General features: G+C 71.4%; 23 protein-coding genes and 1 pseudogene. 14 read left to right on the top strand and 10 right to left on the bottom strand.

Going from position 1 to position 24,570, the window contains the following annotated elements; genetic code table 11:
- Positions 1-165 precede the first annotated feature (165 nt).
- The 8 genes from AVL59_RS09925 to AVL59_RS09895 all read left to right on the top strand — a co-directional run bounded on the left by AVL59_RS09925 (position 166) and on the right by AVL59_RS09895 (position 6,486).
- The gene (locus AVL59_RS09925; protein WP_067301702.1) at positions 166-942 is read left to right on the top strand and encodes an amino acid ABC transporter ATP-binding protein; all 777 of its coding nucleotides are present in this window, start codon (positions 166-168) and stop codon (positions 940-942) included.
- Between the two features lie 80 nt (positions 943-1,022).
- Positions 1,023-1,856, top strand: a complete 834-nt coding sequence (locus AVL59_RS09920; protein ID WP_067301699.1) for a glutamate ABC transporter substrate-binding protein — start codon at positions 1,023-1,025, stop codon at positions 1,854-1,856.
- A 74-nt stretch (positions 1,857-1,930) separates the two neighbouring features.
- Positions 1,931-2,596, top strand: coding sequence for an amino acid ABC transporter permease (locus tag AVL59_RS09915; protein ID WP_067301697.1), 666 nt, complete (start codon positions 1,931-1,933; stop codon positions 2,594-2,596).
- Positions 2,593-3,486, top strand: coding sequence for an amino acid ABC transporter permease (locus AVL59_RS09910; RefSeq protein WP_067301694.1), 894 nt, complete (start codon positions 2,593-2,595; stop codon positions 3,484-3,486). The genes AVL59_RS09915 and AVL59_RS09910 overlap by 4 nt, the downstream gene beginning before the upstream one ends.
- A gap of 176 nt (positions 3,487-3,662) precedes the next feature.
- Complete coding sequence (locus AVL59_RS09905) at positions 3,663-5,285, top strand: FAD-dependent monooxygenase (protein WP_067301691.1); 1,623 nt, start codon at positions 3,663-3,665, stop codon at positions 5,283-5,285.
- Between the two features lie 116 nt (positions 5,286-5,401).
- A complete protein-coding gene (locus tag AVL59_RS56290; protein ID WP_309506048.1) occupies positions 5,402-5,449 on the top strand; it encodes a hypothetical protein in 48 nt (15 codons plus the stop codon).
- A gap of 69 nt (positions 5,450-5,518) precedes the next feature.
- Entirely contained in the window at positions 5,519-6,061 is a 543-nt protein-coding gene (locus AVL59_RS09900) for a cupin domain-containing protein (RefSeq protein ID WP_067317075.1), read from the top strand.
- Positions 6,058-6,486, top strand: a complete 429-nt coding sequence (locus AVL59_RS09895) for a rhodanese-like domain-containing protein (RefSeq protein WP_208870341.1) — start codon at positions 6,058-6,060, stop codon at positions 6,484-6,486. Before AVL59_RS09900 ends, AVL59_RS09895 begins: the two co-directional genes overlap by 4 nt.
- A 133-nt stretch (positions 6,487-6,619) precedes the next feature.
- Here AVL59_RS09895 and recX read toward each other — a convergent pair whose 3' ends face one another.
- Together recX and recA are read right to left on the bottom strand one after the other, a co-directional pair.
- Positions 6,620-7,453, bottom strand: a complete 834-nt coding sequence (gene recX, locus AVL59_RS09890) for a recombination regulator RecX (protein ID WP_067301689.1) — start codon at positions 7,451-7,453, stop codon at positions 6,620-6,622.
- Between the two features lie 3 nt (positions 7,454-7,456).
- Positions 7,457-8,581 (bottom strand): recombinase RecA, encoded by a 1,125-nt coding sequence (gene recA, locus AVL59_RS09885; protein ID WP_067301687.1) that lies wholly within the window; start codon positions 8,579-8,581, stop codon positions 7,457-7,459.
- 314 nt (positions 8,582-8,895) lie between these two features.
- On the opposite strand from recA, the gene AVL59_RS09880 reads away from it, so the two are divergent.
- Positions 8,896-9,369: a carboxymuconolactone decarboxylase family protein gene (locus tag AVL59_RS09880; protein WP_067301684.1), complete on the top strand. Its 474-nt coding sequence runs from the start codon at positions 8,896-8,898 to the stop codon at positions 9,367-9,369.
- 172 nt (positions 9,370-9,541) lie between these two features.
- On the top strand, positions 9,542-10,285 hold the full coding sequence (locus AVL59_RS09875; protein ID WP_067301682.1) for a hypothetical protein: 744 nt from the start codon (positions 9,542-9,544) through the stop codon (positions 10,283-10,285).
- 42 nt (positions 10,286-10,327) lie between these two features.
- On the opposite strand, the gene AVL59_RS09870 is transcribed toward AVL59_RS09875, so the two are convergent.
- Both AVL59_RS09870 and AVL59_RS09865 read right to left on the bottom strand, forming a co-directional pair.
- Entirely contained in the window at positions 10,328-11,578 is a 1,251-nt protein-coding gene (locus AVL59_RS09870) for an AI-2E family transporter (protein ID WP_079147374.1), read from the bottom strand.
- Positions 11,579-11,638: 60 nt separating this feature from the next.
- Entirely contained in the window at positions 11,639-11,833 is a 195-nt protein-coding gene (locus AVL59_RS09865; protein WP_067301680.1) for a DUF3046 domain-containing protein, read from the bottom strand.
- An 80-nt stretch (positions 11,834-11,913) separates the two neighbouring features.
- Between AVL59_RS09865 and AVL59_RS09860 the strand changes: the two genes are divergently transcribed.
- Positions 11,914-12,894: a hypothetical protein gene (locus AVL59_RS09860; RefSeq protein ID WP_079146607.1), complete on the top strand. Its 981-nt coding sequence runs from the start codon at positions 11,914-11,916 to the stop codon at positions 12,892-12,894.
- 97 nt (positions 12,895-12,991) lie between these two features.
- Here AVL59_RS09860 and AVL59_RS56285 read toward each other — a convergent pair.
- Positions 12,992-13,265 (bottom strand): annotated as a pseudogene (locus tag AVL59_RS56285) (AzlD domain-containing protein).
- Positions 13,266-13,540: 275 nt separating this feature from the next.
- On the opposite strand from AVL59_RS56285, the gene AVL59_RS09855 reads away from it, so the two are divergent.
- The 3 genes from AVL59_RS09855 to AVL59_RS09845 are packed head-to-tail and all read left to right on the top strand — an operon-like array spanning position 13,541 to position 20,228.
- Positions 13,541-18,541, top strand: a complete 5,001-nt coding sequence (locus AVL59_RS09855) for an ATP-dependent helicase (protein ID WP_067301674.1) — start codon at positions 13,541-13,543, stop codon at positions 18,539-18,541.
- 44 nt (positions 18,542-18,585) lie between these two features.
- Positions 18,586-19,431 carry an Fpg/Nei family DNA glycosylase gene (locus AVL59_RS09850; RefSeq protein ID WP_067301673.1) on the top strand — a complete coding sequence of 282 codons (846 nt, stop codon included), beginning with the start codon at positions 18,586-18,588 and terminating at the stop codon, positions 19,429-19,431.
- Positions 19,432-19,463: 32 nt separating this feature from the next.
- A complete protein-coding gene (locus AVL59_RS09845; RefSeq protein ID WP_067301670.1) occupies positions 19,464-20,228 on the top strand; it encodes an SDR family NAD(P)-dependent oxidoreductase in 765 nt (254 codons plus the stop codon).
- A 347-nt stretch (positions 20,229-20,575) separates the two neighbouring features.
- Here AVL59_RS09845 and AVL59_RS09840 read toward each other — a convergent pair whose 3' ends face one another.
- From AVL59_RS09840 to rimO, 5 genes are all read right to left on the bottom strand, one after another.
- Positions 20,576-21,046 (bottom strand): Dps family protein, encoded by a 471-nt coding sequence (locus AVL59_RS09840; RefSeq protein WP_067301667.1) that lies wholly within the window; start codon positions 21,044-21,046, stop codon positions 20,576-20,578.
- A 197-nt stretch (positions 21,047-21,243) separates the two neighbouring features.
- Positions 21,244-21,618, bottom strand: coding sequence for a helix-turn-helix domain-containing protein (locus AVL59_RS09835; RefSeq protein ID WP_067301664.1), 375 nt, complete (start codon positions 21,616-21,618; stop codon positions 21,244-21,246).
- 109 nt (positions 21,619-21,727) lie between these two features.
- Positions 21,728-22,273: a CinA family protein gene (locus AVL59_RS09830; protein WP_067301661.1), complete on the bottom strand. Its 546-nt coding sequence runs from the start codon at positions 22,271-22,273 to the stop codon at positions 21,728-21,730.
- A complete protein-coding gene (pgsA, locus tag AVL59_RS09825) occupies positions 22,270-23,049 on the bottom strand; it encodes a CDP-diacylglycerol--glycerol-3-phosphate 3-phosphatidyltransferase (RefSeq protein ID WP_067301658.1) in 780 nt (259 codons plus the stop codon). Before pgsA ends, AVL59_RS09830 begins: the two co-directional genes overlap by 4 nt.
- A complete protein-coding gene (gene rimO, locus AVL59_RS09820; RefSeq protein WP_079146604.1) occupies positions 23,046-24,518 on the bottom strand; it encodes a 30S ribosomal protein S12 methylthiotransferase RimO in 1,473 nt (490 codons plus the stop codon). Before rimO ends, pgsA begins: the two co-directional genes overlap by 4 nt.
- Positions 24,519-24,570: the final 52 nt, after the last annotated feature.

Raw genomic sequence — 24,570 nt, 5'->3', positions numbered from 1 at the left:
ATCGCTTCCGTTATCCGGCCGATATGCACACCGGGCACAAGTGCTACGACACGTGTCCGATTGCTATCGGATCGTGATGCTCAGATCTCCCTCAGATGTGATGACGCAGGTCACAGCCTCTCACTACTGTCCTCGAAAACCCGAGGAGGACGGAGCCCGAGAGCGATGACCGAAGTATCGGTGGCCAAGGAAAACGCGGCCGCGACCGACGAACTGGTCGTCCTGAAGAGCGTCAACAAGCACTTCGGCGCGTTGCACGTCCTCCAGGACATCGACCTGACGATCGCCCGCGGCGAGGTCGTCGTGGTCATCGGGCCCTCTGGGTCCGGAAAGTCGACCCTGTGCCGCACCATCAACCGCCTGGAGACGATCGACTCGGGCGCCATCACCATCGACGGCAAGGCCCTGCCGCACGAGGGCAGGGAACTGGCCCGGCTGCGGGCGGACGTGGGGATGGTCTTCCAGTCCTTCAACCTCTTCGCGCACAAGACCGTGCTCGAGAACGTGATGCTGGGGCAGGTCAAGGTCCGCAGGACGGACAAGAAGCAGGCCGAGGAGAAGGCCCGGGCCCTGCTCGACCGGGTCGGTGTGGGCACCCAGGCCGACAAGTACCCCGCGCAGCTCTCCGGCGGCCAGCAGCAGCGCGTCGCCATCGCGCGGGCGCTGGCGATGGGCCCGAAGGTGATGCTCTTCGACGAGCCGACCTCGGCCCTCGACCCCGAGATGATCAACGAGGTTCTCGAGGTCATGCAGCAGCTCGCCCGTGAGGGCATGACGATGATCGTCGTCACCCACGAGATGGGCTTCGCTCGTTCGGCCGCGAACCGGGTGGTCTTCATGGCGGACGGCCGGATCGTCGAACAGGCCGCGCCGGAGCAGTTCTTCAGCAATCCGCGCAGCGACCGGGCCAAGGACTTCCTCTCGAAGATCCTGCACCACTGAGGCGCACCCGGCCCTGCCGACGACCTGAGGCCACCCGTCCGTCACGGACCTCGTCTTTCACCACTCAAAGGATGTTCACCATGAAGCTCCGCAAGGTCACCGCCGCCTCGGCCGTCACCCTCGCCCTCGCCGTGTCCGTCACCGCGTGCGGCGGCGGCAAGAAGAACGACGACTCCTCCGGCGGTGGCAAGAAGATCGCCATCGGCATCAAGTACGACCAGCCGGGCATCGGCCAGCAGACCCCGCAGGGCTACACGGGCTTCGACGTCGACGTGGCCACCTATGTCGCCAAGAAGCTCGGTTACAGCGCCAAGCAGATCGAGTGGAAGCAGTCGAAGAGCGCCGACCGCGAGACCATGCTGCAGCGCGGTGACGTCGACTTCATCGCCGCTTCCTACTCGATCACGCCGGAGCGTCAGAAGAAGGTCGACTTCGCCGGTCCGTATCTGCTGGCCCACCAGGACGTGCTGATCCGCGCGGACGACAGCACCATCAAGTCGCCGTCGGACCTGAACAAGAAGAAGCTGTGTTCGGTGGCGGGGTCGACGTCGGCTCAGAACGTGCACGACAAGCTGGCCCCGAAGGCGCAGCTGCAGCAGTACCCGACGTACTCGGCCTGCCTGACCGGTCTGCAGAGCAAGGCCATCGACGCCCTGACCACAGACGACTCGATCCTCGCCGGTTACGCCGCCCAGCCCCAGTTCAAGGGCAAGTTCAAGCTCGGCGCCTTCAAGATGACCAACGAGAACTACGGCATCGGCGTCAAGAAGGGCAGCGACCTCAAGGCCAAGATCAACAAGGCGCTGGAGGAGATGGTCTCCGACGGTTCCTGGAAGACGGCCGTGGAGAAGAACTTCGGCCCGGCCAACTACAAGAACGAGCCCGCTCCGAAGATCGGCGACATCAAGAGCTGAGGCAGTGCCCGCCGGTGCGCCGTCCGTGAGAGCGGCGCACCGGGGCATCCCTACACGCGGAAGCGCGGGAGATCGTGTTCGACTTTCTTGACAAGTACGACGTGCTGGGCGCGTTCTGGACGACGGTACAGCTCACGCTGCTGTCGGCCGTGGGCTCCCTGATCTGGGGCACCTTGCTGGCCGGCATGCGGGTGGGCCCGGTGCCCCTCATGCGCGGTTTCGCCACCGCCTACGTGAACATCGTGCGGAACATCCCGCTCACGGTGATCATCCTGTTCGCCTCGCTCGGCCTGAAGGACACGCTGGGCGTCACCCTGGGCTCGGACCAGGTCGACACGCAGAGCTTCCGGCTGGCCGTGCTCGGCCTGATCGTCTACACCTCGGCCTTCGTCTGCGAGGCGATCCGCGCCGGCATCAACACAGTGCCGGTCGGCCAGGCGGAGGCGGCCCGGGCCATCGGCCTGAACTTCACCCAGGTGCTGGGTCTGATCGTGCTGCCGCAGGCCTTCCGCGCGGCCGTCCTCCCGCTGACCAACGTGCTGATCGCGTTGACGAAGAACACGACGGTGGCGGCCGCGATCGGCGTGGCGGAAGCGGCGGTCCTGATGAAGACGATGCTGGAGAACGAGGCGCAGCTGCTGGCGATCTCCGCGGTCATCGCCTTCGGGTTCTGCTGCCTGACGCTGCCGACCGGTCTGCTTCTCGGCCGGGTGAGCAAGAAGGTGGCGGTGAAGCGATGAGTTCGGTCCTGTACGACGCTCAAGGGCCCCGCGCCAAGCGGCGCAACGTCCTGTACACGGCGGCCTTCCTGGTCGTCCTCGCGGCCGTCGTGTGGTGGGTCTACAAGTCCCTCGACGACAAGGGCCAGCTGGAATGGGCGCTGTGGAAGCCGTACCTCAGCGGCACCGAGGCCTACTCGACCTACATATGGCCCGGCCTGCAGAACACGCTGAAGGCTGCGGCGCTGGCGATGATCATCGCGCTGCCGCTGGGCGCGGTGCTCGGCATATCCCGGCTCTCGGACCATGCGTGGGTGCGGGTTCCGGCCACCGCCGTGGTCGAGTTCTTCCGGGCGATCCCGGTACTGGTCCTGATGATCTTCGGGATGGAGCTGTACAGCCAGTACACGGACGTCAGTTCTGACGACCGTCCGCTGTACGCGGTCGTCACCGGCCTGGTGCTGTACAACGCCTCCGTGCTCGCGGAGATCGTCCGCGCGGGCATCCTCGCCCTGCCGAAGGGGCAGAACGAGGCGGCCCTGGCGATCGGCCTGCGCAAGGGGCAGGTCATGCGGCTCATCCTGCTGCCGCAGGCCGTCACCACGATGCTGCCGGCGATCGTCAGCCAGCTCGTCGTGATCGTGAAGGACACCGCGATCGGCGGCGCCATCCTCACCTTCCCCGAACTGCTCTCCTCGGCGAGCACGATGAGCAGCTACTACGGCGCCAACACCATCGCCTCCTTCACCGTCGTGGCCGTCATCTTCGTGGCCATCAACTTCTCGCTCACCTCGTTCGCGAGCTGGCTGGAGGGACGGCTGCGGCGGCGCAAGAAGTCGACCGGCGCGGTGATCGGGGTCCAGGACGCGGCGGCGATAGCGGGGACGGCGGCGACCGGCGCCGAAAGGTGACGATCACTCAAGCGGCTTGACCCATCTGGAGGCAGTGGCATGATCGCCACTGCCTCTGGTCACTTGACGCAAACTCTGCCAATGGGTTGCATACGTTCTGTGATCGTGCACCCCGCTCCACCTACCTGTTCACCCATGTCCGTCAGGGCACCGCTACGGGCAGGGGGCGCCGCGTCGTGGACCCGGTGATCGTCGTCGGCGCGGGGCCCGTCGGGCTCACGCTCGCCCTCGCGCTGGCCCGCCAGGACGTACCGGCCGTCGTCCTCGACGAGGGCCCCGGCAAGGACGAGGTACGCCCGGCGCGCACCGTCGTCCTGCGCGAGGACACGGCCGCGCTGCTGGAGCGGCTGACCGGAGTCGCCCTCGGTGACCATGGTGTGCGATGGGCCGGTTGGCGGTCGGTGCGGCGCAAGCAGGTGATCGGCGAGATCGCCTTCGACGAGGGGGACCCCGCCGCCCCGCTGCACATCGCCCAGCACGTCCTCACCACCGCCCTGCGCGCGGCCATCGCCGAGGAGCCGCGCGTCAAGATCGCCGTGGACAGCCGGCTCGACTCGATCGAGCAGGAGCGTTCCGGCGTCGCCGCGCACACCCGTGGTCCCCAGGGCATCTGGTGGCGCGGCAGCTATCTGGTCGGCTGCGACGGGCCCCGCTCGACCGTCCGCAAGCTGCAGGACATCCGCTTCCCGGGCCGTACGGCGGTGGAGCGGCACGCGGTCGCCGCGCTGCGCGTGGAACTTCCCCTGGAGGGCCGTGCGTTGCTCCATCGGATGCCGCCGTGGCGGTCGTCCGGGCCCTCGGCCGGGGAGGTGACCGCCCGCCCCCTCCCGGACGGCGTGTGGCGCCTGGACTGGCTGCTGCCGCCGGGCAAGGAGCTGGTCACGCCCGAGATCGTGGTGGCCCGGATCCGCGAGACCCTCACGGGCTGGACGGGCGAGTCCACACCGGCGTACGACCTGCTGGACACAGGTGTCCACACGGTGCACCACCGGCTGGCCCGGCGGTGGCGTGCCGGCCGGGTCTTCGTCGCCGGGGACGCGGCCCACCTGCTCGGCGCGCTCGGTACCCAGGGGCTCGACGAGGGCCTCAGGGACGCCGACAACCTCGCCTGGAAGCTGGCCACGGCCTGGCACAACGGCCCGCACGAGGCCCTGCTGAACAGCTACCAGACCGAGCGGCGCGCCGCGGTCGCCGCCCGGCTGCGCGCTGCCGACCAGGTGCTGCCGGTACTGCGCGGCTCGGGCGGCCTGCGCCACTACGTCCCCGGCGCGGCCCGCGGCCACGACGCGCTGCTGACGGACGGTCACCTGGGGCGCGGCCCGGTCGGCAGGCCGGGCTCGTACGCCGACTCGCCGCTCGCGCCCCGGCAGCTGGAGGGGGAGATCACGGTCGAGACGCCCGTCGGTGCGCCGGTCGCCGATGTGCGGGTCACGGCGGAGGACGGTTCCTTCGTACAGCTGCGCGACCGGATGGGCCGTGGCGCCCTGCTCGTCGTACTGATCGCGCCGGGTACGGGGGTGTGGGACCGCAAGCACTGGATGTCCGCCGGGGTCATGCCCCGCCTCGCGGCCGCGGTGACGGCGCTCCCGCACCGGGCCGAGCTGCTGGTGGCGGAGACCTATCCGGGAGCGCCGGCGCACAGCGTGCTGCTCGTGCGCCCCGACGGCCACCTGGTCACCGCGTTGAGCGGGGTCCGCCCGGCCGACCTGTACGCGGCGGCGGAGGCGACGCTGGGCGGCGCCGTGAAGGAGGAGGAGCGGGAGAAGAAGGAGGCGGAGGCCGGCTCCGGCGCCCGCTGACCGTGAGCACTGTCACCCTCTGTCCGGATGGTGACAGTGAGTTGACCGGAGTGCGGCAGCGTGCTGTACTCCGGATCGTGACCGACACCTGTGTGCGCCTGTGGCGGAGGGTCCATATGGACCTCGTCCGCTATGCGGGCTGCGTGTGTCGCCCGTCCTGCTGAATTCGCTCCCCCTTTCTTTCCCGGACGCCTCGTGCGTCCGTTCGGCGAACCTTCTTCAGGACGGTGTACGTGTCTGTCTCCCCCACCGCGTCCCCTGCCGCCGCCCGCTCGGCCGGCTCGGCGCCGACCCAGACCGACCTTCTCGACTTCGTACGACGCACGGCCGCCGACACCGAGTTGATCGCCTCGCTTCCGCTCGACCCTCAGGGCCGCACCTGGGTGCGGCTGGAGGGCCCGGGTGGCAGCGAGGCCTGGCTGATCGGCTGGCCGCCCGGCGCCGGCACCGGCTGGCACGACCACGCCGACTCGGTCGGCGCCTTCCTCACCGCTTCGGGCGAACTCACGGAGTGCTCGCTGGCCGCCAGGCTGCCCACCGACGGCTGGAAGACGCTGGAACTCACCGAGGGCGTGGACCGCGAGCGCCGGCTGCCCGCCGGGCAGGGCCGTACCTTCGGCCACCACCATGTGCACGAGGTGCTCAACGAGTCGCCCGACCGGCATGCGATCTCGGTCCACGCCTACTACCCGCCGCTGCCGCGGATCCGGCGCTACAGTCGCACGGGCCAGGTGCTGCGCCTGGAGCAGGTCGAGCGCCCGGAGGACTGGCAGTGAGCGGCGGTACGAACGTGCGGGCGGTCGGCATCGACGACCTGCTGGAACGGGTTCGCGCGGGCTATCGGCGCATCGGGGCGCGGGAGGCGCACGAGGTTGCGCTGACCGGCGAGGCCCTGCTGGTCGACATCCGGTACGCGGCTCTGCGTGAGCGGGACGGGGTGATACCCGGCGCCCTCGCCATCGAGCGCAACGAACTGGAGTGGCGCCTCGACCCCCAGGGCAGCCACCGCGTCCCCGAGGCCACCGGCCACGACCTGCGCGTCGTCGTCATCTGCAACGAGGGCTACGCCTCCAGCCTCGCGGCCGCTTCCCTCCATCAGCTGGGCCTGCACCGTGCGACGGACCTGGTGGGCGGCTTCCAGGCGTGGCGCAAGGAGGGCCTGCCGGTGGAGGATCTGCCGGTGGAGCCGGCGCAGGACTGAGAGGCGGACGCGGGGCTGAGAAGCCGACGCACGCCCTCAAGTGGCGCTGGTCTCCGGCCAGTTCACCGAAGCACGGGCTCGGGTTCCCCCTGGGCGCCGGCCGGGCAGCCGCTCTCGGCCCGGTGCCCTGCTGTCAGAGCCCTTCGTCCTCCAGGAACTCCGTGTCCTCGCCCTCGTCCTCCAGGGCCTGGCGCACGACACGCAGGGCCATGGACTCGGGGTAGCCCTTGCGGGCGAGCATGCCGGCGAGGCGCCGGAGCCGCTTGTCGCGGTCCAGGCCCCGCGTGGCCCGCAGCTTACGGGCGACCAGATCACGCGCGGTCACCTCCTCCTGCTCGGAGTCGAGCTGGGCGACGGCCTCGTCGATCACCGCCGAGTCGACGCCCTTGGTGCGCAGTTCCCGGGCGAGCGCGCGGCGGGCGAGTCCCCGGCCGTGGTGCCGGGACTCCACCCAGGCATCCGCGAACGCGCCGTCGTCGATGAGCCCGACCTCCTCGAACCGCGACAGCACCTCCTCGGTCACGTCCTCGGGGATGTCCCGCTTGCGCAGGGCGTCCGCGAGCTGTTTGCGGGTGCGTGGGGCCCCGGTGAGCAGGCGCAGACAGATCGCCCGCGCCTGCTCAGCCGGGTCCCCCGAAGACTCCCCCCGCTCGGCCCTCGACGAGGAAGGGGCGCCTTCGCTCTCACCGGGCGGCTCCCCGAAGCCGCCCCGCCGACGGCCACGGCCGCGCCCGCGCCCGTCACGCGGTCCCGTGCCACGGGAATCCCGGCCGGACGAGCCACCCCCGTGGGGCTCACGGTCCGGGTGCGTGCCGCCGTCCTCGTACCCGCCGCCTCCGGTGTGCCCTTCGCCCCCGTACCCGTCGTCACCGGCCATGCCGGAGCTCGTGTCGCCTCCGGTGCCCCTCCCCCGTGGGACACCGGGGGTGGCGTACTCGTACTCGGCCCAGTCGGTTCGTCGTGTCACGGGTCAGCTCTTGGCTGTGGCGGCCTTGGGCTTGGTGGCCTTGGTGGCCGCCGGGGCGGGCGCCGTCTTGGCGTCGTCGGCCGTGGTGGTGACCGCCGCGTCGGCACCGGGCTCGGCGGCGGGCTCCTCCGGCCGGACACCCACGCCCAGCTTTTCCTTGATCTTCTTCTCGATCTCGTTGGCCAGGTCGGGGTTGTCCTTGAGGAAGTTGCGCGCGTTCTCCTTGCCCTGGCCGAGCTGGTCGCCCTCGTACGTGTACCAGGCGCCGGCCTTGCGGACGAAGCCGTGCTCCACGCCCATGTCGATCAGGCCGCCCTCACGGCTGATGCCCTGGCCGTAGAGGATGTCGAACTCGGCCTGCTTGAAGGGCGGCGCGACCTTGTTCTTGACGACCTTGCAGCGGGTGCGGTTGCCGACCGCCTCCGTGCCGTCCTTCAGGGTCTCGATGCGGCGGATGTCGATGCGCACCGAGGCGTAGAACTTCAGCGCCCGGCCACCGGTCGTGGTCTCCGGGGAGCCGAACATCACGCCGATCTTCTCGCGGAGCTGGTTGATGAAGATCGCGGTGGTCTTGGACTGGTTGAGCGCGCTGGTGATCTTCCGCAGGGCCTGGCTCATCAGCCGTGCCTGCAGACCCACGTGGCTGTCGCCCATCTCGCCCTCGATCTCCGCGCGCGGGACGAGCGCGGCGACGGAGTCGATGACGATGAGGTCGAGGGCGCCGGAGCGGACCAGCATGTCCACGATCTCCAGCGCCTGCTCGCCGTTGTCCGGCTGGGAGAGGATCAGGTTGTCGATGTCGACGCCGAGCTTGCGCGCGTACTCCGGGTCGAGGGCGTGCTCCGCGTCCACGAAGGCGACCTGGCCGCCGGCCTTCTGCGCGTTCGCCACCGCGTGCAGGGTCAGGGTCGTCTTACCGGACGATTCCGGGCCGTAGATCTCCACGACACGGCCGCGCGGCAGGCCACCGACACCGAGGGCGACGTCGAGCGCGGTCGACCCGGTCGGGATGACCTCGATGGGCTCCCTCGACCGCTCGCCCATGCGCATGACCGCGCCCTTGCCGAATTGCCGTTCAATCTGTGCGAGCGCGGCGTCGAGCGCCTTCTCGCGGTCGGTTCCTGCCATGGGTTCCACCCGGTTTGCTTGAGTCGATCGCTTCACGTCAAAGACGCTAACGCCTGCCACTGACAATGCGCCCCGACGTCGGCCCGGCCTGTGGACAACGGGGGGACATCACCACACGAACCGTGTCGAAATCCCCGCCGCGAGCCTCGCCCGAGACTCCATAAGAATGGATGTTCGATTTTTGTGTCAAGCGCACCACGCGCCGCCCGGAGCCTCCCGAGGATGGTGATGCAGGTCACATTCTCCCGCCTCACAGCTCGCGGGGCTGTCCTGTCTAAGAGGTGTACCCACCGACAACGACACAGGAGTGCACCGTGGAAGCTCGGTTGAACGTCATGGCCAGCCCGGTCGCCGCCAAGGCCTTCAAGCACATCATCGCCGCGGGCAGGGCTCTCGCGGAGTCGACCGTGCCGGCCTCGACGCGCGAACTGGTGATGCTCCGCGCCAGCCAGATCAACGGCTGCGCCGGATGCATCGACATGCACACCAAGGAAGCCGCCGCGGCCGGGGAGAGCGCGGTGCGCCTCCACCTGGTCGTCGCCTGGCGCGAGGCCACGGTCTTCACCGACGCCGAGCGCGCCGCTCTGGAGCTGGCCGAGCAGGGCACCCGCATCGCCGACGCGGCCGGCGGCGTCACGGACGAGGCCTGGGCGAATGCCGCCAAGTACTACGACGAGGCCCAGCTCGCCGACCTGGTGACCCAGATCGCCGTCATCAACGCCTTCAACCGTGGAAACGTCATCACCCAGCAGCCCGCCGGCGAATACCAGGCCGGCCAGGTCCACTGACGGACGGAAACACCGTGGCCGACGGTCTCGTCCGCGGCCGACGGCATCGCACACCCCGGGCACCGCCCGGGCGAGCCCGGGGTGTCGTCCGGCGCCGCTACTCCCTGCGGCGTACGACGGATGTCTGCGGCCGGACGACGACCGCGGGTGAGGCTCCCGGGAGCCTTGGCGCATGAAGATTCCGCGGCCCGCCGAGCGCCTGTGCCACGCGACCGGTCTGCTCCTCGTCCTGTCCGGCCTCGCCCACCTGGTGGTCTTCGCCGTCGACGGCGGCCCCTGGGACGGCCCCGTCTCCTGGCGCAAGCCCGTCACCTTCGGGCTCTCCTTCGGCGTGACCCTGATCGCGGTCACCTGGGTCACGTCGTATCTGCGCGTCGGTGCGCGGCTGCGCACCGTCCTGCTCGTCGTCTTCGCCGCGGACTGTGTGGTGGAGGTCGGCGGCATCACCCTTCAGGCGTGGCGCCGGGTGCCCTCGCACCTGAACATGGCGACGCCCTTCGACACCGCTGTGTCCATGACGCTCGCGGTCGGCGGGGGTGTCCTGGTGGCGCTGCTCACCGTCTTCGCCGTCGCGTCGTTCCGGCATCGTCCGGCGGGCCCGGCCGGCATGGCGCCGGCCGTGCGGACCGGGTTCGCGCTCCTGCTCGTGGCGCTGGCCTCGGGCACGGCGATGATCGCGCGCGGAGTCGTCCTCACCCGGACCGGCCACCAGGACGCCGCCTACCACTCGACGGCGCCGCTGAAGCCACTGCACGGGGTGAGCCTGCACGCCGTGCTGGTCCTGCCGCTGCTTGCCTGGCTGCTGTCCCGCACCTCGGCCGGCGAGCGGACGCGACGACGGATCGTGGCCGCGGCGGCCGGCTGTTACGCGGCGGCCGTCGTCGCGGCCGGGGTGTGGGCGGTACTGACGTACTGAGGTCCGCCCCGGGTGCCGTGCTCGCGACCGTCTCCCGGTGCCCTAGGAGGAGGTCTCCTCCGCACCGGGCCGCCGCTCCGCCAGCCGTCGTATCCGCGTGATCAGCCCGGGGGAGCCAGGCCCCCGGGAGCGGTGGCCGTGCACCCGGGGATCGTCCGTGACGTCGTACCGCTTCACATACGCCCCCAGGAAGGCCTGCAGCGTGGCGACCGCCGGGATCGCGATCAGCGCACCGACCGCGCCCAGCAGCGCGGTGCCCGCGATCACCGAGCCGAAGGCGACCGCCGGGTGGATGTCGACGGACTTGGCGGTCAGCTTGGGCTGCAGCATGTAGTTCTCGAACTGCTGGTAGACCACGACGAAGACCAGCACCCACACCGCGTACCAGGGGTTCACGGTGAACGCGATCAGCATCGGCAGCGCACCGGCCAGGTAGGTGCCGATGGTAGGGATGAACTGCGAGACGAGGCCCACCCAGACACCGAGCACGGGCGCGTACGGCACGCCCAGGGCCTGGAGCAGGATGTAGTGCGCTATCCCGGAGATGAGCGCCATCAGGCCGCGCGAGTAGAGGTAACCGCCCGTCTTGTCGACGGCGATCTCCCAGGCGCGGAGCACCTCGGCCTGGCGCGCGGGCGGCAGGACGGAGCACAGGGCGCGCCGCAGCCGGGGGCCGTCCGCGGCGAAGTAGAACGAGAACAGCGAGACCGTCAGGAGCTGGAAGAGACCGCCGAGCACCTGGGCGGACACGTCGAGCACTCCGGCGGCGCTGTTCTGCGCGTACTTGCGCAGCCAGTCGGAGTGCAGCAGGCCCTCCTGGACGTCCACGCGTCTGAGGTCCGTGTGGAACGTCTCGTTGATCCAGCGGATGAACGAGTCCAGATACTCCGGGAAGCCCTCGACCATCTTGATGATCTGTCCGGCCAGCATCGAGCCGAGCAACGTGATGAAGCCCGCGACGGCGACCGTCAGGCCGAGGAAGACCAGGAAGGTGGCGAGTCCCCGGCGCATGCCGCGGGCGGCCATCCAGCTCACCGCGGGCTCGATCGCGAGGGCCAGGAAGCACGCGATCAATATGTTGATCAGCAGCCCGGTCAGCTGGTGGAAGGCCCAGCTGCCCAGCTGGAACGCGGCGATGAGCGCGAGTGCGAGCACCATGGCGCGCGGCAGCCAGCGGGGCATGCGCGCACCCGGCGCGGCGGCGCCGTCGGCCGAGGGCCGGGCGTGCGGCGTCGTAGCGGTCGGGGTTGCAGCGTGCCGGACGGCCGGCTCGGTGTCGTCAGTGGGTGCCACGGGCCAAGTGTCGCCCACGCCGCCGACAGCCCGTCGCCCGCCCGGGTTCCTGGCGGCCGCTCAGCGCCTCTCCCCTGGCACGTTCATGACCGAGCAGACCACGCGCCACACGTCCTTGGCCTCCCAGCCGGCGTCCAGTGCCTCGTTCACCGTCCGCCCTCCGAGCTCCGCCATCACATGATCGCGCGCGAAGGTGTCGGAGTACCCCGTACCGAAGTGTTCCGCCATCCGCTGCCAGAAGACCGTCAACCGCATGACTCCAGTATCCCGCCCGTGGGGGTGGGGCCCGTCCGGGGCCGCTTGCCGAGACCGCTTTCCGTCCTACGGTCTGTCGCATGTCCGATACAGGAGCTTGCCCGCTCCCCTCCACGCCCCCGGCGCGCTCCCCGCTCTTCCGCGCCGAACACTTCGTCTGGCTCGCCGCACGCGTGCTGGAGCAGCGGCTGTTCGCGTACCACTTCCTGAACGGCGCCGCCGATCCGGTGGAGGCGGCGCTGGACGCCTACCGCAACGAGGACGGCGGGTACGGCCACGCGCTGGAGCCCGATCTGCGCGGCCCCGTGAGCCGGACCCCGCACACCGGTCACGCGCTGCGCGTCCTGGACGCGGTCGGGCGCTGCGGCGGGCAGCGCGTGGAGCGTGTGTGCCGCTATCTGACCTCCGTCTCCACCGCGGACGGCGCCCTGCCGGCGATCCATCCCAGCCACAGCGGGTACCCGGTGGCGCCGTTCGCCCCGGTCGTGGAGGGCCCTCTCCCGGCCTCGAACACGCTCGGCCGGGAAGACGCCCATGGCTCACTGCTCACCACCGGGCCGGTGGTGGGCCTGCTGCACCGCAACGAGGTGTGGCACGCCTGGCTGTTCCGGGCCACCGACTTCTGCTGGCAGGCGGTGGAGTCCCTGGAGAAGCCGCACCCCTACGAGGTGCGGGCCGCCGTGGCCTTCCTGGACTCCGCACCCGACCGCCCACGCGCGGAGGCAGCCGCCGACCGTCTCGGCCGCCTGGTGCGCGAGCAGCGCCTGGCCGTGCTGGAACCGGACCGCCTCGACACCTACCCGGTCCCGCCCGGCTACGCCCCGGGCGAGCGCCACTTCCCGCACGACTTCGCGAAGAGCCCGCAGTCGCTCGCGCGCGCGTGGTTCACGGACGAGGAGATGGCGCGCTCCCTGGACTTCCTCGCCGCCGAACAGCAGGACGACGGCGGCTGGCCCCTCCGCCGACACCAGTGGGCGCCGGTTCCCGCGCTGGAGGCGCGCCCCATCGCGACGATCGAGGCGCTGCGTACCCTGAGAGCGCACGCCCGTTTCACGGGCTGACCCGCCGCGAGGGTGAGCCGCACCTGTTCGACCCGGAGACGATCTTTCGCCTCCAGCACTCCGCGCACACCGGCCGCGGCTCCGCCTCACCCGCCGGTCACCCGCGCCCCGTCGTCACCACCACGGCCGCCGCGACAATCAACGGGAAGCCCGCGCGCGGCGTCAGCGCATCGGCGGCCACGCCGAGCCCTGCCGCCCGGGCGTCCAGGTGTCCAGGTGTCCAGCACGACCGCGTCCGTCCCCGAGCACCTGCCGGGCCGTGAGGCGGCAGGGGCGGCGATGGGCAGCGAGTCGGCGAACGCCGGACGACGGGCGACAGAGACAGGAGGCAGACGACAGGCGACAGCGACAGCGACAGCGAGGCGAACCACCGGGTGACGGGCAGCAGGGACGAGCCGCCGAGTGACAGGCGGCAAGACGGCGAGCCGCCGGGGCGACCGGCCGCTCCCCGGCGCTCGCGGTGCCCGCCCCTCTCAACCGAACCCGCCCGCTCAACCGAATCGGCCCATTCCGCCGGACACACCGGACCCGCTCAACCCGCCGTACTCCCATGCCCCGTCCGGCCCGCAGGCCGCCCCCATCGGCGTGCTTCGCCCTGATTTCCCAGGTCAGCGCGATTGTCAGTGGCCGGGTGCAGGATGGACGCATGGTCAGCCACGCACACCGAGCCCTCGACGGCTTCTCCCCCGCGACCCGCGGCTGGTTCACGGGGGCGTTCTCCGCGCCCACCGCGGCCCAGGCGGGTGCGTGGCAGGCCATCCGGGAAGGTTCGGACGTGCTGGTGGTGGCCCCCACCGGCTCGGGCAAGACGCTGGCCGCCTTCCTCGCCGCACTGGACCAGCTGGCATCCGCCCCTCCCCCGGCCGACCCGAAGAAGCGCTGCCGGGTGCTGTACGTGTCCCCGCTGAAAGCCCTCGCGGTCGACGTCGAGCGGAATCTGCGCAGTCCGCTGACCGGCATCCGCCAGGAATCCGTGCGCCTGGGCCTGCCCGAGCCCGAGGTCAGGGTGGGCATCCGCTCCGGCGACACCCCGGCCGCCGAGCGGCGCGCCCTGTCCACGCGCCCGCCGGACATCCTGATCACCACCCCCGAGTCGCTGTTCCTGATGCTGACGTCGGCCACGCGCGACGCGCTGACGGGCGTGGAGACGGTGATCCTGGACGAGGTGCACGCGGTCGCGGGCACCAAGCGCGGTGCGCATCTCGCGCTGTCCCTGGAGCGGCTGGACGAGCTGCTGCCGAGGCCGGCCCGCCGGATCGGCCTGTCGGCGACCGTGCGCCCGGTGGACGAGGTGGCCCGGTATCTCTCACCGCGCCGCAAGGCGGAGATCGTCCAGCCGGAGTCCGGCAAGGAGTTCGACCTGTCCGTCGTCGTCCCGGTCGAGGACATGGGCGAGCTGGGCGGCTCCCCGGCGGCCGACGGCAACGAGGGGGCGGAGAAGCCGTCGATCTGGCCGCATGTGGAGGAGCGGATCGCCGACCTGGTCCAGGCCCACCGCTCCACGATCGTGTTCGCCAACTCCCGGCGTCTCGCGGAGCGGCTGTGCAACCGGCTCAACGAGATCGCCTACGAGCGGGCGACCGGCGAGCCCCTGGAGGAGCATCACGCCCCGGCCGAGCTGATGGGCGGCTCGGGCGCGGCTCAGGGCGCGCCGCCGGTGATCGCCCGCGCGCACCACGGCTCGGTGTCCAAGGAGCAGCGCGCGCTGGTGGAGGAGGACCTGAAGGCGGGCCGGCTGCCCGCCGTGGTGGCCACGTCCAGTCTGGAGCTGGGCATCGACATGGGTGCCGTCGATCTCGTCGTCCAGGTCGAGTCCCCGCCCTCGGTGGCCTCCGGACTCCAGCGCGTCGGCCGCGCGGGACACCAGGTGGGCGCCGTCTCCACCGGTGTGGTCTTCCCCAAGTACCGGGGCGACCTGGTCCAGGCGGCCGTGGTCACCGAACGGATGCGCACCGGTGCCATCGAGTCCCTGAAGGTCCCCGCGAACCCGCTGGACGTGCTCGCCCAGCAGCTCGTCGCCATGACGGCGCTGGACACCTGGCAGTTCGACGACCTGCTCGCCACGGTCCGCCGCGCGGCGCCCTTCGCCTCGCTGCCCGAGTCGGCGTTCACGGCGACCCTGGACATGCTCGCGGGCCGCTATCCGTCGGATGCGTTCGCCGAGCTGCGCCCGCGCGTGGTGTGGGACCGCGTGGTGGGCACGATCACCGGCCGCCCGGGGGCCCAGCGCCTCGCCGTCACCTCCGGCGGCACGATCCCCGACCGGGGTCTGTTCGGGGTCTTCCTCGCCGGTTCCGACCCCAAGAAGGGCGGCGGCCGGGTCGGCGAGCTGGACGAGGAGATGGTGTACGAGTCCCGGGTGGGGGACGTCTTCACGCTGGGCACGAGTTCCTGGCGCATCGAGGACATCACCCGTGACCGCGTCCTGGTCTCCCCCGCGCCCGGTGTGCCGGGCCGGCTGCCCTTCTGGAAGGGCGACCAGTTGGGCCGCCCGCTCGAACTGGGGCGCGCGGTGGGCGCGTTCCTGCGCGAGGTCGGCTCGCTGTCCAAGGACGACGCCCGGCTGCGTCTGCTCGCGGCGGGCCTGGACGCGTGGGCCGCGGACAACGTGCTGTCCTACCTGGAAGAGCAGCGCGAGGCCTGCGGCCACGTACCGGACGACCGCACGATCGTGGTCGAGCGCTTCCGCGACGAGCTGGGCGACTGGCGGGTCGTCGTCCACTCCCCGTTCGGCGCCCAGGTACACGCCCCCTGGGCCCTCGCGCTGGGCGCCCGTCTCTCCGAGCGGTACGGCATGGACGCGCAGGTGATGCACGCCGACGACGGCATCGTGCTGCGCCTGCCCGACGCCGACCTGATGGGCCTGGACCTGCTCGACCAGGAGCCCGTGAAGGCCGGCAATGAGTACGACAGCGAGCAGGCGCCGGTCGGCGCGGCGGACGTCGCCTTCGACAAGGGCGAGGTCGACCAGATGGTCACCGACCAGGTCGGCAGCTCCGCCCTGTTCGCCTCCCGGTTCCGTGAATGCGCCGCCCGCGCGCTGCTGTTGCCGCGCCGCAACCCCGGCAAGCGCACCCCTTTGTGGCAGCAGCGCCAGCGGGCGTCGCAACTGCTCCAGGTGGCGAGCGAGTTCGGATCGTTCCCGATCGTCCTGGAGGCGGTCCGCGAGTGCCTCCAGGACGTCTTCGACGTCCCCGGGCTCGTCGAGCTGATGGGCGACATCGAGTCCCGCAGGGTCCGCCTGGTCGAGGTCACCACCCCGGAGCCGTCCCCCTTCGCCCGTTCCCTCCTGTTCGGGTACGTCGCCCAGTTCCTGTACGAGGGCGACTCCCCGCTCGCCGAGCGGCGCGCCGCCGCGCTCTCCCTGGACTCCCGGCTGCTGGCCGAGCTGCTGGGCCAGGCGGAGCTGCGCGAGCTGCTCGACGCCGAGGTGCTCGCCGAGCTGGAACGCGAGCTGCAGTGGCTGACGGAGGACCGCCGGGTCAAGGACGTGGAGGGCGTGGCCGACGTCCTGCGTCTGCTCGGCCCGCTGACCGACGCCGAGCTGGCCGAGCGGGGCGCGGAGCAGCCATGGGTGCGGGAGCTGGCCGCCGCCCGCCGGGCCATCAAGGTCCGGATCGCGGGCCAGGACCACTGGGCGGCCGTCGAGGACGCGGGGCGTCTGCGCGACGCGCTCGGCACGGCGCTGCCGGTCGGCGTCCCCGAGGCCTTCACCGAGCCGGTGAAGGACCCGCTCGGCGACCTCCTCGCGCGCTATGCCCGCACCCACGGCCCCTTCACGTCGGTCACCGCCGCGGCACGCTTCGGACTGGGCGTGGCGGTCACCGAGGGCGCCCTGCAGCGGCTCGCCGCGAACGGCCGGGTCGTCCAGGGCGAGTTCCACCCGGCGGGCATCGGCCAGGAGTGGTGCGACGCCGCCGTACTGCGCCGGCTGCGCCGCCGCTCCCTGGCGGCGCTGCGGCACGAGCTGGAGCCCGTCGCACCGGCCGCTCTCGCCCAGTTCCTGCCGCAGTGGCAGCACATCGGAAAGGGCCATGGGTTGCGCGGCATCGACGGACTGGTGCGCGCCGTAGAGCAGTTGCAGGGCGCCTCCGTACCCGCATCCGCCCTGGAGAAGCTGGTGCTGCCCTCCCGCGTGGCGAACTACACGCCGGCGATGCTCGACGAACTGACCGCGGCGGGCGAGGTGGTGTGGGCCGGAGCGGGCGCCCTGCCCGGCAAGGACGGCTGGGTCTCCCTGTACCTGGCGGACGCGGCCCCGCTGCTCCTGCCACCGCCGCATCCCCTGGAGCTGACCGCGCTCCACCAGTCCGCCCTGGACGCGCTCTCCGGCGGCTACGGCCTGTTCTTCCGGCAGATCGCCGACCAGGTCCGCGTCACCACCCACCCCGACGTGACCGATCCCCAACTGGCCGACGCCCTGTGGGACCTGGCGTGGTCGGGACGGCTCACCAACGACACGCTCGCCCCGATGCGCTCCCTGCTGGGCTCGGGACGCACGGCGGGCTCGACGGCCCACCGTGCCAAGCGCGCCGTCCCGCGCGGGCGCTACGGCTCCCTGACCGCCGCCGCCCGCACCGCCTCCCGCACCGGCCCGCCGACGGTGGCGGGCCGCTGGTCCCTGCTCCCGGCGCCCGAACCGGACGCCACCGTGCGCGCCCACGCGCGGGCGCGCATCCTTCTCGACCGGCACGGTGTGGTCACCCGGGGAGCGGTCGTCGCGGAGGGCGTGGAGGGCGGCTTCTCGGCGGTGTACCGGGTGCTGTCCGCCTTCGAGGACAGCGGTCAGGCCAGGCGCGGTTACGTGGTCGAGGGCCTCGGCGCAGCCCAGTTCGCGATGGACGGAGCCGTCGACCGTCTCCGCGCCGTGTCCAACGCCCGAGAGCGAGGCGAGGGACTGTCCGCCCCGGCCCTCTCGGACGGCTTCGGCAGCGGCGGCACACATCCGTCGCTCTTCGTCGACGGCGGCCACACCACCCCGGGGTCCTTCGACCCGGCCGACGGCGCGTTCGCCCACCCGGGCCTCGACGGCGACTTCACCTGGCCCCCGGTGAACCCCGGCGACTTCGGCCGACCGCCGAAGGAGCACCCCGCCGCCCCGGGTGACCAGGTCTCGCCCCGCGACCCGGCTCCGGCCGACGACCCCTTCGCCTCCCCGGGCTACGGCGGCCCCCGAAGCGGTGGCTCCGCCTTCCCCTACGGCTATGGCACGCACACCGGCTTCGGCGACCGGCGCGCGCGGCCCTCGGCTCCCGATCCCCGCGCGGTGGTCCTCGCCGCCGCCGACCCCGCCAACGCCTACGGAGCTGCCCTGCCCTGGCCCGAGCCGCCCACAGGGGCCGGACACAAGCCGGGCCGCAAGGCGGGCTCGCTCGTCGTGCTGGTGGAGGGCGAGCTGACGCTGTACATGGAGCGCGGCGGCAAGACGCTGCTGGCCTGGCCCTCCGAACCGGACGCCGCCGCCACCGACGACCCACGCCTGCGCACGGCGGCCGAGGCCCTGGCCGCGGCCGCCCGCGCGGGCTCCCTCGGCACGGTCACGGTGGAGCGGGTCAACGGTGCCCAGGCCCTGACCTCCCCCCTGGGCACCCTTCTGGAAGGAGCGGGCTTCATCGCGACCCCACGCGGCCTGCGCCTGAGACCCTGAGCGCCCGGCCGCCGGACCTCACACCACCGTGGCACCCTGGACGCATGCCCGAAGGTGACACGGTCTGGCAGGCCGCGAGGCGGCTGCACGAGGCCCTCGCGGGCAAGGTGCTGACCCGCAGCGACTTCCGGGTACCGAAGTACGCGACGATCGACCTCACCGGACGTACGGTCCTGGGCACGACCCCGCGCGGCAAACACCTGCTCACCCGCTTCGAGGGCGGCCTGACCCTGCACACGCATCTGCGCATGGAGGGCGCCTGGAAGGTGTACGGCACGGACGAGCGCTGGCGGGGCGGACCGGCGCACCAGATCCGGGCGATCCTCGGCACCACGGACCGCACCGCCGTCGGCTACCGCCTCCAGGTGCTGGAGTTCCTGCGCACGGGTGAGGAGGAGCGCGTCGTCGGCCATCTCGGCCCCGATCTGCTCGGCCCGGACTGGGACCCCGAGCGTGCCCTGGCCAACCTCCTCTCGGACCCCGCCCGCCCGCTCGGCGAGGCCCTGCTCGACCAGCGCAATCTGGCCGGTATCGGCAATGTCTACAAAAGCGAGTTGTGCTTCCTGCTCGGCGTGACTCCCTGGCTGCCGGTGGGGGCCCTGCCCGCGGACCGCGCCGCCCAACTGCCCGTGCTGGCCAAGAAGCTGCTGGAGGCGAACCGCGACCGCCCGGTGCGGCAGACCACGGGCGTGCACCGGCAGGACCTCTTCGTGTACGGTCGCGCACCCCGCCCCTGCCTGCGCTGCCGCACCTCGGTCCGGGTGGCCGACCAGGGCGACGGATCGCGGGAGCGCCCCACCTACTGGTGCCCCGCCTGCCAGACGGGCCCGGCTCCGGCGCCGGGAGCGGCGCAGCGATGGCGCAACCACTCTCCCCGCCCGACTAATTGACGGACCGTCAGATCCACTCGTACCGTCCCTGTATGCCCCTCAAGGCGTACGACCTCACCGGACGCACCGCGTTCGTCACCGGAGCCGCCGGCGGTATCGGCAGGGCCTCGGCCCTGCTGCTCGCCGAGGCGGGCGCGACGGTGCACTGCGCCGACCGGGACGCGGACGGACTGCACGGCACCGCCAAGCTGATCGAGGACCGCGGCGGCAGTGTCCGCACCCACGTCCTCGATGTCACCGACCGGACCGGGCTCGCGGCGGCTGTGCGCTCCTGCGGGCACCTGGACGTCATGGCGGCGATCGCCGGGATCATGCACAGCAGCCCCGTCCTGGAGACCCGGGACGAGGACCTGGACCGGGTGCTGAACGTCAACTTCAAGGGCGTGCTGTACGCCTGCCAGGAGGCGGCCCGGCTGATGCTCGCCCACGGCACCCGGGGCAGCATCGTCACCATGGCATCCGGAGCGGTCGACACCGGCGGTCCCGGGCTGCTCTGCTACGGCGCCGCGAAGGCGGCCGTGGTCCAGCTGACGAAGACGCTGGCCACCGAGGTCGGCCGGTACGGAATCCGGGTCAACGCGGTCGCGCCGGGCTGGGTCCGCACCGCCATGACCGACCGTCACGACCGGGAGGCGCAGGCGCACACCGAGTCCCGGATGGCCCGGATGTCGCCGCTGGGCCGGGTCGGCGAACCGGACGACGTCGCGCACACGGTGCTGTACCTGGCGTCGGACGCGTCGGCGTTCACGACGGGTCAGATCCTGCGCCCGAACGGGGGTGTGGCGATGCCCTGGTAGCGTCGCCGGCCCGCCAGGCGGCCGACCACCGCCCCGTTTCCACGGCTCCCTCCGCCCGCCCCTTGGGCACACAGTGCACCGGCAGCAGGCTCAGCCCCCACCCTCCGGCCGCGACGGCCCCTTCGAGCACACCGGCGTCGTCCGCGAACGCGATCCGCAGCACGGCCCACCACCACACCGCCCCCAGTCCGAGCGCAGCCCCCCAGCGCACCGCCCGCCTCACCATGGCCGCCACCTCCAGCCGGACGCTAGAACGCCACGTGACCCGCGCGGGAGGCGCACCGAGGGCTCACAGATGCAACGCACGGAAACAGCCCGGCCGGCGTTCGAGGAGCCCGGCCGACCCCCTACGCGTTCTCCGCCTGGAACATCCAGTGATGCTTCTCCAGATCCGCTGTGACCCCGATGAAGATGTCCTGCGACACGGGGTCCGGCTCCCCCGTCGCGTTCACCCGGTCCCGCATCCGGACGATCACCGCCCCGAGCGCGTCCACCATGGCCCGGACCGCGTCCGTGTCCTTGATCCAGCCCGCCGGGGTGGTGCCGATGCCGCTGCTGGAGGCCACCGTGGCCGCGCGCCCGTCGGGCGGGACGCCCAGTGCCGACGCCCGCTCGGCGACCGTGTCGGAGTGGGCACGCGCGGAGGCGACGACCTCGTCGAGCTGGAGGTGGATGGACCGGAAGCGGGGTCCGACGATGTTCCAGTGGATCTGCTTGGCGACCAGCGCGAGGTCCACCAGGTCCACGAGAGCACCCTGCAGCGCCTCGGAGACGGTCTTGAGATCGTCGTCGGGCAACGGGCTCTTCACGACGTACATCCGCTTCCTCCGATGGTTCGGCGCCATCACGTCCTTCCCACCATGACGGCCTCGCCACATACCGGCAAATGGACGTAAAAGAGACACAGATCACGTGTGCGGGCAACATGAAAGCCCCGGCCGGGCTGTCCAGGTCTCCCTGGAAAGCCCGGCCGGGGCTTCACACGTATCGGGTCGCTAAGCCGCGCACGCGGACGTCACGCGGCGACCACGTCCACCGCCCCGGCGGGCGCCTTGATGGTCACCCGTTCCGGTGGCACGCCGGTCACCGACACAGAACCCAGCACCGGACGGACCGGCGCGGGCACGGGATCGGTGGCCCTGGCGGACTGGGCCAGCTCGGCGAGCGCGAGCTCGTCGCTCACCTCTCGCATGAGTTCCGACATCCGTACGTCCAGCGCGTCGCAGATGGCGGCGAGCAGCTCGGAGGAAGCCTCCTTCTGCCCCCGCTCCACCTCGGAGAGATAGCCGAGTGAGACTCGGGCGGACGAGGAGACTTCGCGCAGAGTACGGCCCTGGCGTTGGCGCTGCCGACGCAGCACGTCACCCAGCAGGCGACGGAGCAGAATCATCGGTGGCTCCCTCCTCGGACCGCGTAGCCGCATCCTTCTCGCCCCACCGTACCGCCTTGCGCCGCGGCCGTGCGGGGAGCGATGTCGTGTTCACTCAGGGCTGCAAACATCAAAACCCCCCGTTCCGTTCCGTATCCTGTGCCCGCTCATTCCCGGTCTGTTCGCCCGCAAGCTCCCTCAGGAGCAGTGCGAGTACGCTCCGTACACTCTCCATACGAATTTCCGCACGGTCACCGTTCAACCGCAGGGCCTCGACTTTTCCGCCACCGGCAGAACCCGAGCCGTCCGTGAGCGGCCCGTCCACCGCGACGAAGACCGTCCCGACGGGCCGGCCGTCCTGCGGTTCGGGCCCGGCGACTCCGGTCGTGGCGATGCCCCAGTCGGCTCCCAGGGTCTTGCGCACCCCGGCCGCCATCTGGGCCGCGACCTGCGGATCCACGGCTCCACGCTGAGCCAGCAGGGTGGCGTCGACGCCCAGCAGTTCGTGCTTCAGCTCGGTGGCGTAGGCGGTGACCGATCCCCGGAAGACCTTGGACGCCCCGGGGACGGCGGTGATCTCCGCCGCCACCAGACCACCGGTCAGCGACTCTGCGACGGCGAGGGTCTCGCCCCTCACGGTCAGTAGTCGCACCAGTTCGGTGGCCGGCGAACTCACGCTTCCTTCTCCTCCAACGCTGCCGCGCGCTCGGCGATTCCCTGCCGGCGCAGCACAATGGCTTGTCTCACATAGTCGAGGCCGGTGACGACGGTGAGGACGACCGCCGCGGCCATCACCCAGAACCTCAGGGTGGCCAGCCACCCCGTCAGCGGCAGGACGTACATCCCGACCGCGACGCCCTGGGTGAGTGTCTTGAGCTTGCCGCCCCGGCTCGCCGGGATCACGCCGTAGCGAATGACCAGAAAACGCAGCAGCGTGATGCCGAGTTCCCGGCCGAGGATCACGGCCGTCACCCACCACGGCAGATCACCGAGGGCGGACAGACAGATGAGCGCCGCCCCCATGATCGCCTTGTCGGCGATGGGATCGGCGATCTTCCCGAAGTCGGTGACCAGGTTGTAGGTGCGCGCCAGATGCCCGTCGAACAGGTCGGTGATCATGGCGACTGCGAACGCCGCCCAGGCCAGCGAGCGCCAGGCCGGGTCGTAGCCGCCGTTCGTCAGCATCAGGGCCACGAAGCCGGGGACGAGCACCAGCCGGAGCATCGTCAGCAGATTGGCGACGTTCCACACGCTGGCCTGGTTGACGGCCGCGGCCGCCAGCTTCCCGCCGCGCGCGGGCCTCGCACCTTCCTGAAGGCTCTCCTCGGAGCCGGCAGCGGGACCAGATGCAGCATCGGAGGCCTTGGAAGCAGCGCCGTCGGCAGCGGCGGCGGACCCAGCGCCCTGCGCGCCGGAGGAGCCGCCCGCGGCGGATGCCGGGACTCCGGTCATCTGCCCGCCTCCTCACTACACCCGAACGAGCCCGTCAGCGGCTCGGCCACCAGGTCGACACCTTCCGTGCCGACCACCTTCGCCTCGACCATACGTCCGACACTCAGGCCTTCGCCGCTCGTGAGCAGCACCTGGCCGTCCGTCTCCGGCGCCTGGTGCGCGGCGCGGCCGTACACGCCTTCCTCCTCGTCCACGGACTCCACGAGGACGCGCACGGTCTCGCCGACGCGCTCCTCGCTGCGTTGCGAAACGAGTTCCTCGGCGAGCCGGGAGATGTGGGCGAGGCGCTCGGCGACGACGTCCTCGTCGAGCTTGTTGTCGTACGTCGCCGCCTCCGTGCCCTCCTCGTCGGAGTAGCCGAAGACACCGATGGCGTCCAGACGGGCTCCGTTCAGGAAGCGCTCCAGTTCGGCCAGGTCCGACTCGCTCTCGCCGGGGAAGCCGACGATGAAGTTGGAGCGCACGCCGGCCTCGGGAGCCTTGGAGCGGATGGTGTCCAGCAGCTCCAGGAAGCGGTCGGTGTCACCGAAGCGGCGCATGGCACGCAGCACGTCGGGCGCGGAGTGCTGGAAGGACAGGTCGAAGTAAGGGACGACCTTCGGGGTGGAGGTCAGCACGTCGATCAGGCCCGGGCGCATCTCGGCCGGCTGCAGGTAGCTCACGCGCACGCGCTCGATGCCGTCGACCTCGGCCAGCTCCGGCAGCAGTGACTCGAGGAGGCGGATGTCGCCCAGGTCCTTGCCGTAGGAGGTGTTGTTCTCGGAGACCAGCATGATCTCCTTCACACCCTCCTCGGCCAGCCATCGCGTCTCGTTCAGCACGTCGCTCGGGCGGCGCGAGATGAAGGAGCCGCGGAACGACGGGATGGCGCAGAAGGAGCAGCGCCGGTCACAGCCGGAGGCGAGCTTGACCGAGGCGACCGGGGAGCCGTCCAGCCGGCGGCGCAGGGGCGCGCGTGGGCCGGAGGCGGGCGCGAGCCCCTCCGGGAGGTCGGCCGGGCCGTGGCCGGGCAGCGCGACGGCGGCGGCCGACTCCTGGCGCTCGGCAGGACTGATCGGCAGCAGCTTGCGGCGGTCGCGCGGGGTGTGGGAGGCGTGGATGCCGCCGGACAGGATGGTCTGCAGGCGGTCGGAGATGTCGGCGTAATCGTCGAAGCCGAGCACGCCGTCGGCCTCGGGCAGCGCCTCGGCCAGCTCCTTGCCGTACCGCTCGGCCATGCAGCCCACCGCCACGACGGCCTGGGTTCTGCCGTGATCCTTGAGGTCGTTGGCCTCCAGGAGGGCGTCGACGGAGTCCTTCTTGGCGGCTTCGACGAAACCACAGGTGTTGACCACGGCGACATCGGCGTCCGCGGCGTCCTCGACGAGCTGCCAGCCGTCCGCCTCCAAACGGCCTGCGAGCTCCTCCGAGTCCACCTCGTTACGGGCGCAGCCGAGAGTGACAAGTGCGACGGTACGGCGTTCAGGCATGGGCTCAAGACTACTTCGTCTGTCCGACACCCCACGTCGAAGGGGTTGGCCG

This window comes from Streptomyces griseochromogenes (assembly GCF_001542625.1).
In the GTDB taxonomy this organism is placed as follows: Bacteria; Actinomycetota; Actinomycetes; order Streptomycetales; family Streptomycetaceae; genus Streptomyces; species Streptomyces griseochromogenes.
The sequence above is the reverse complement of the archived record's forward strand: the minus strand, read 5'-3'. Positions and strand labels throughout refer to the sequence as shown.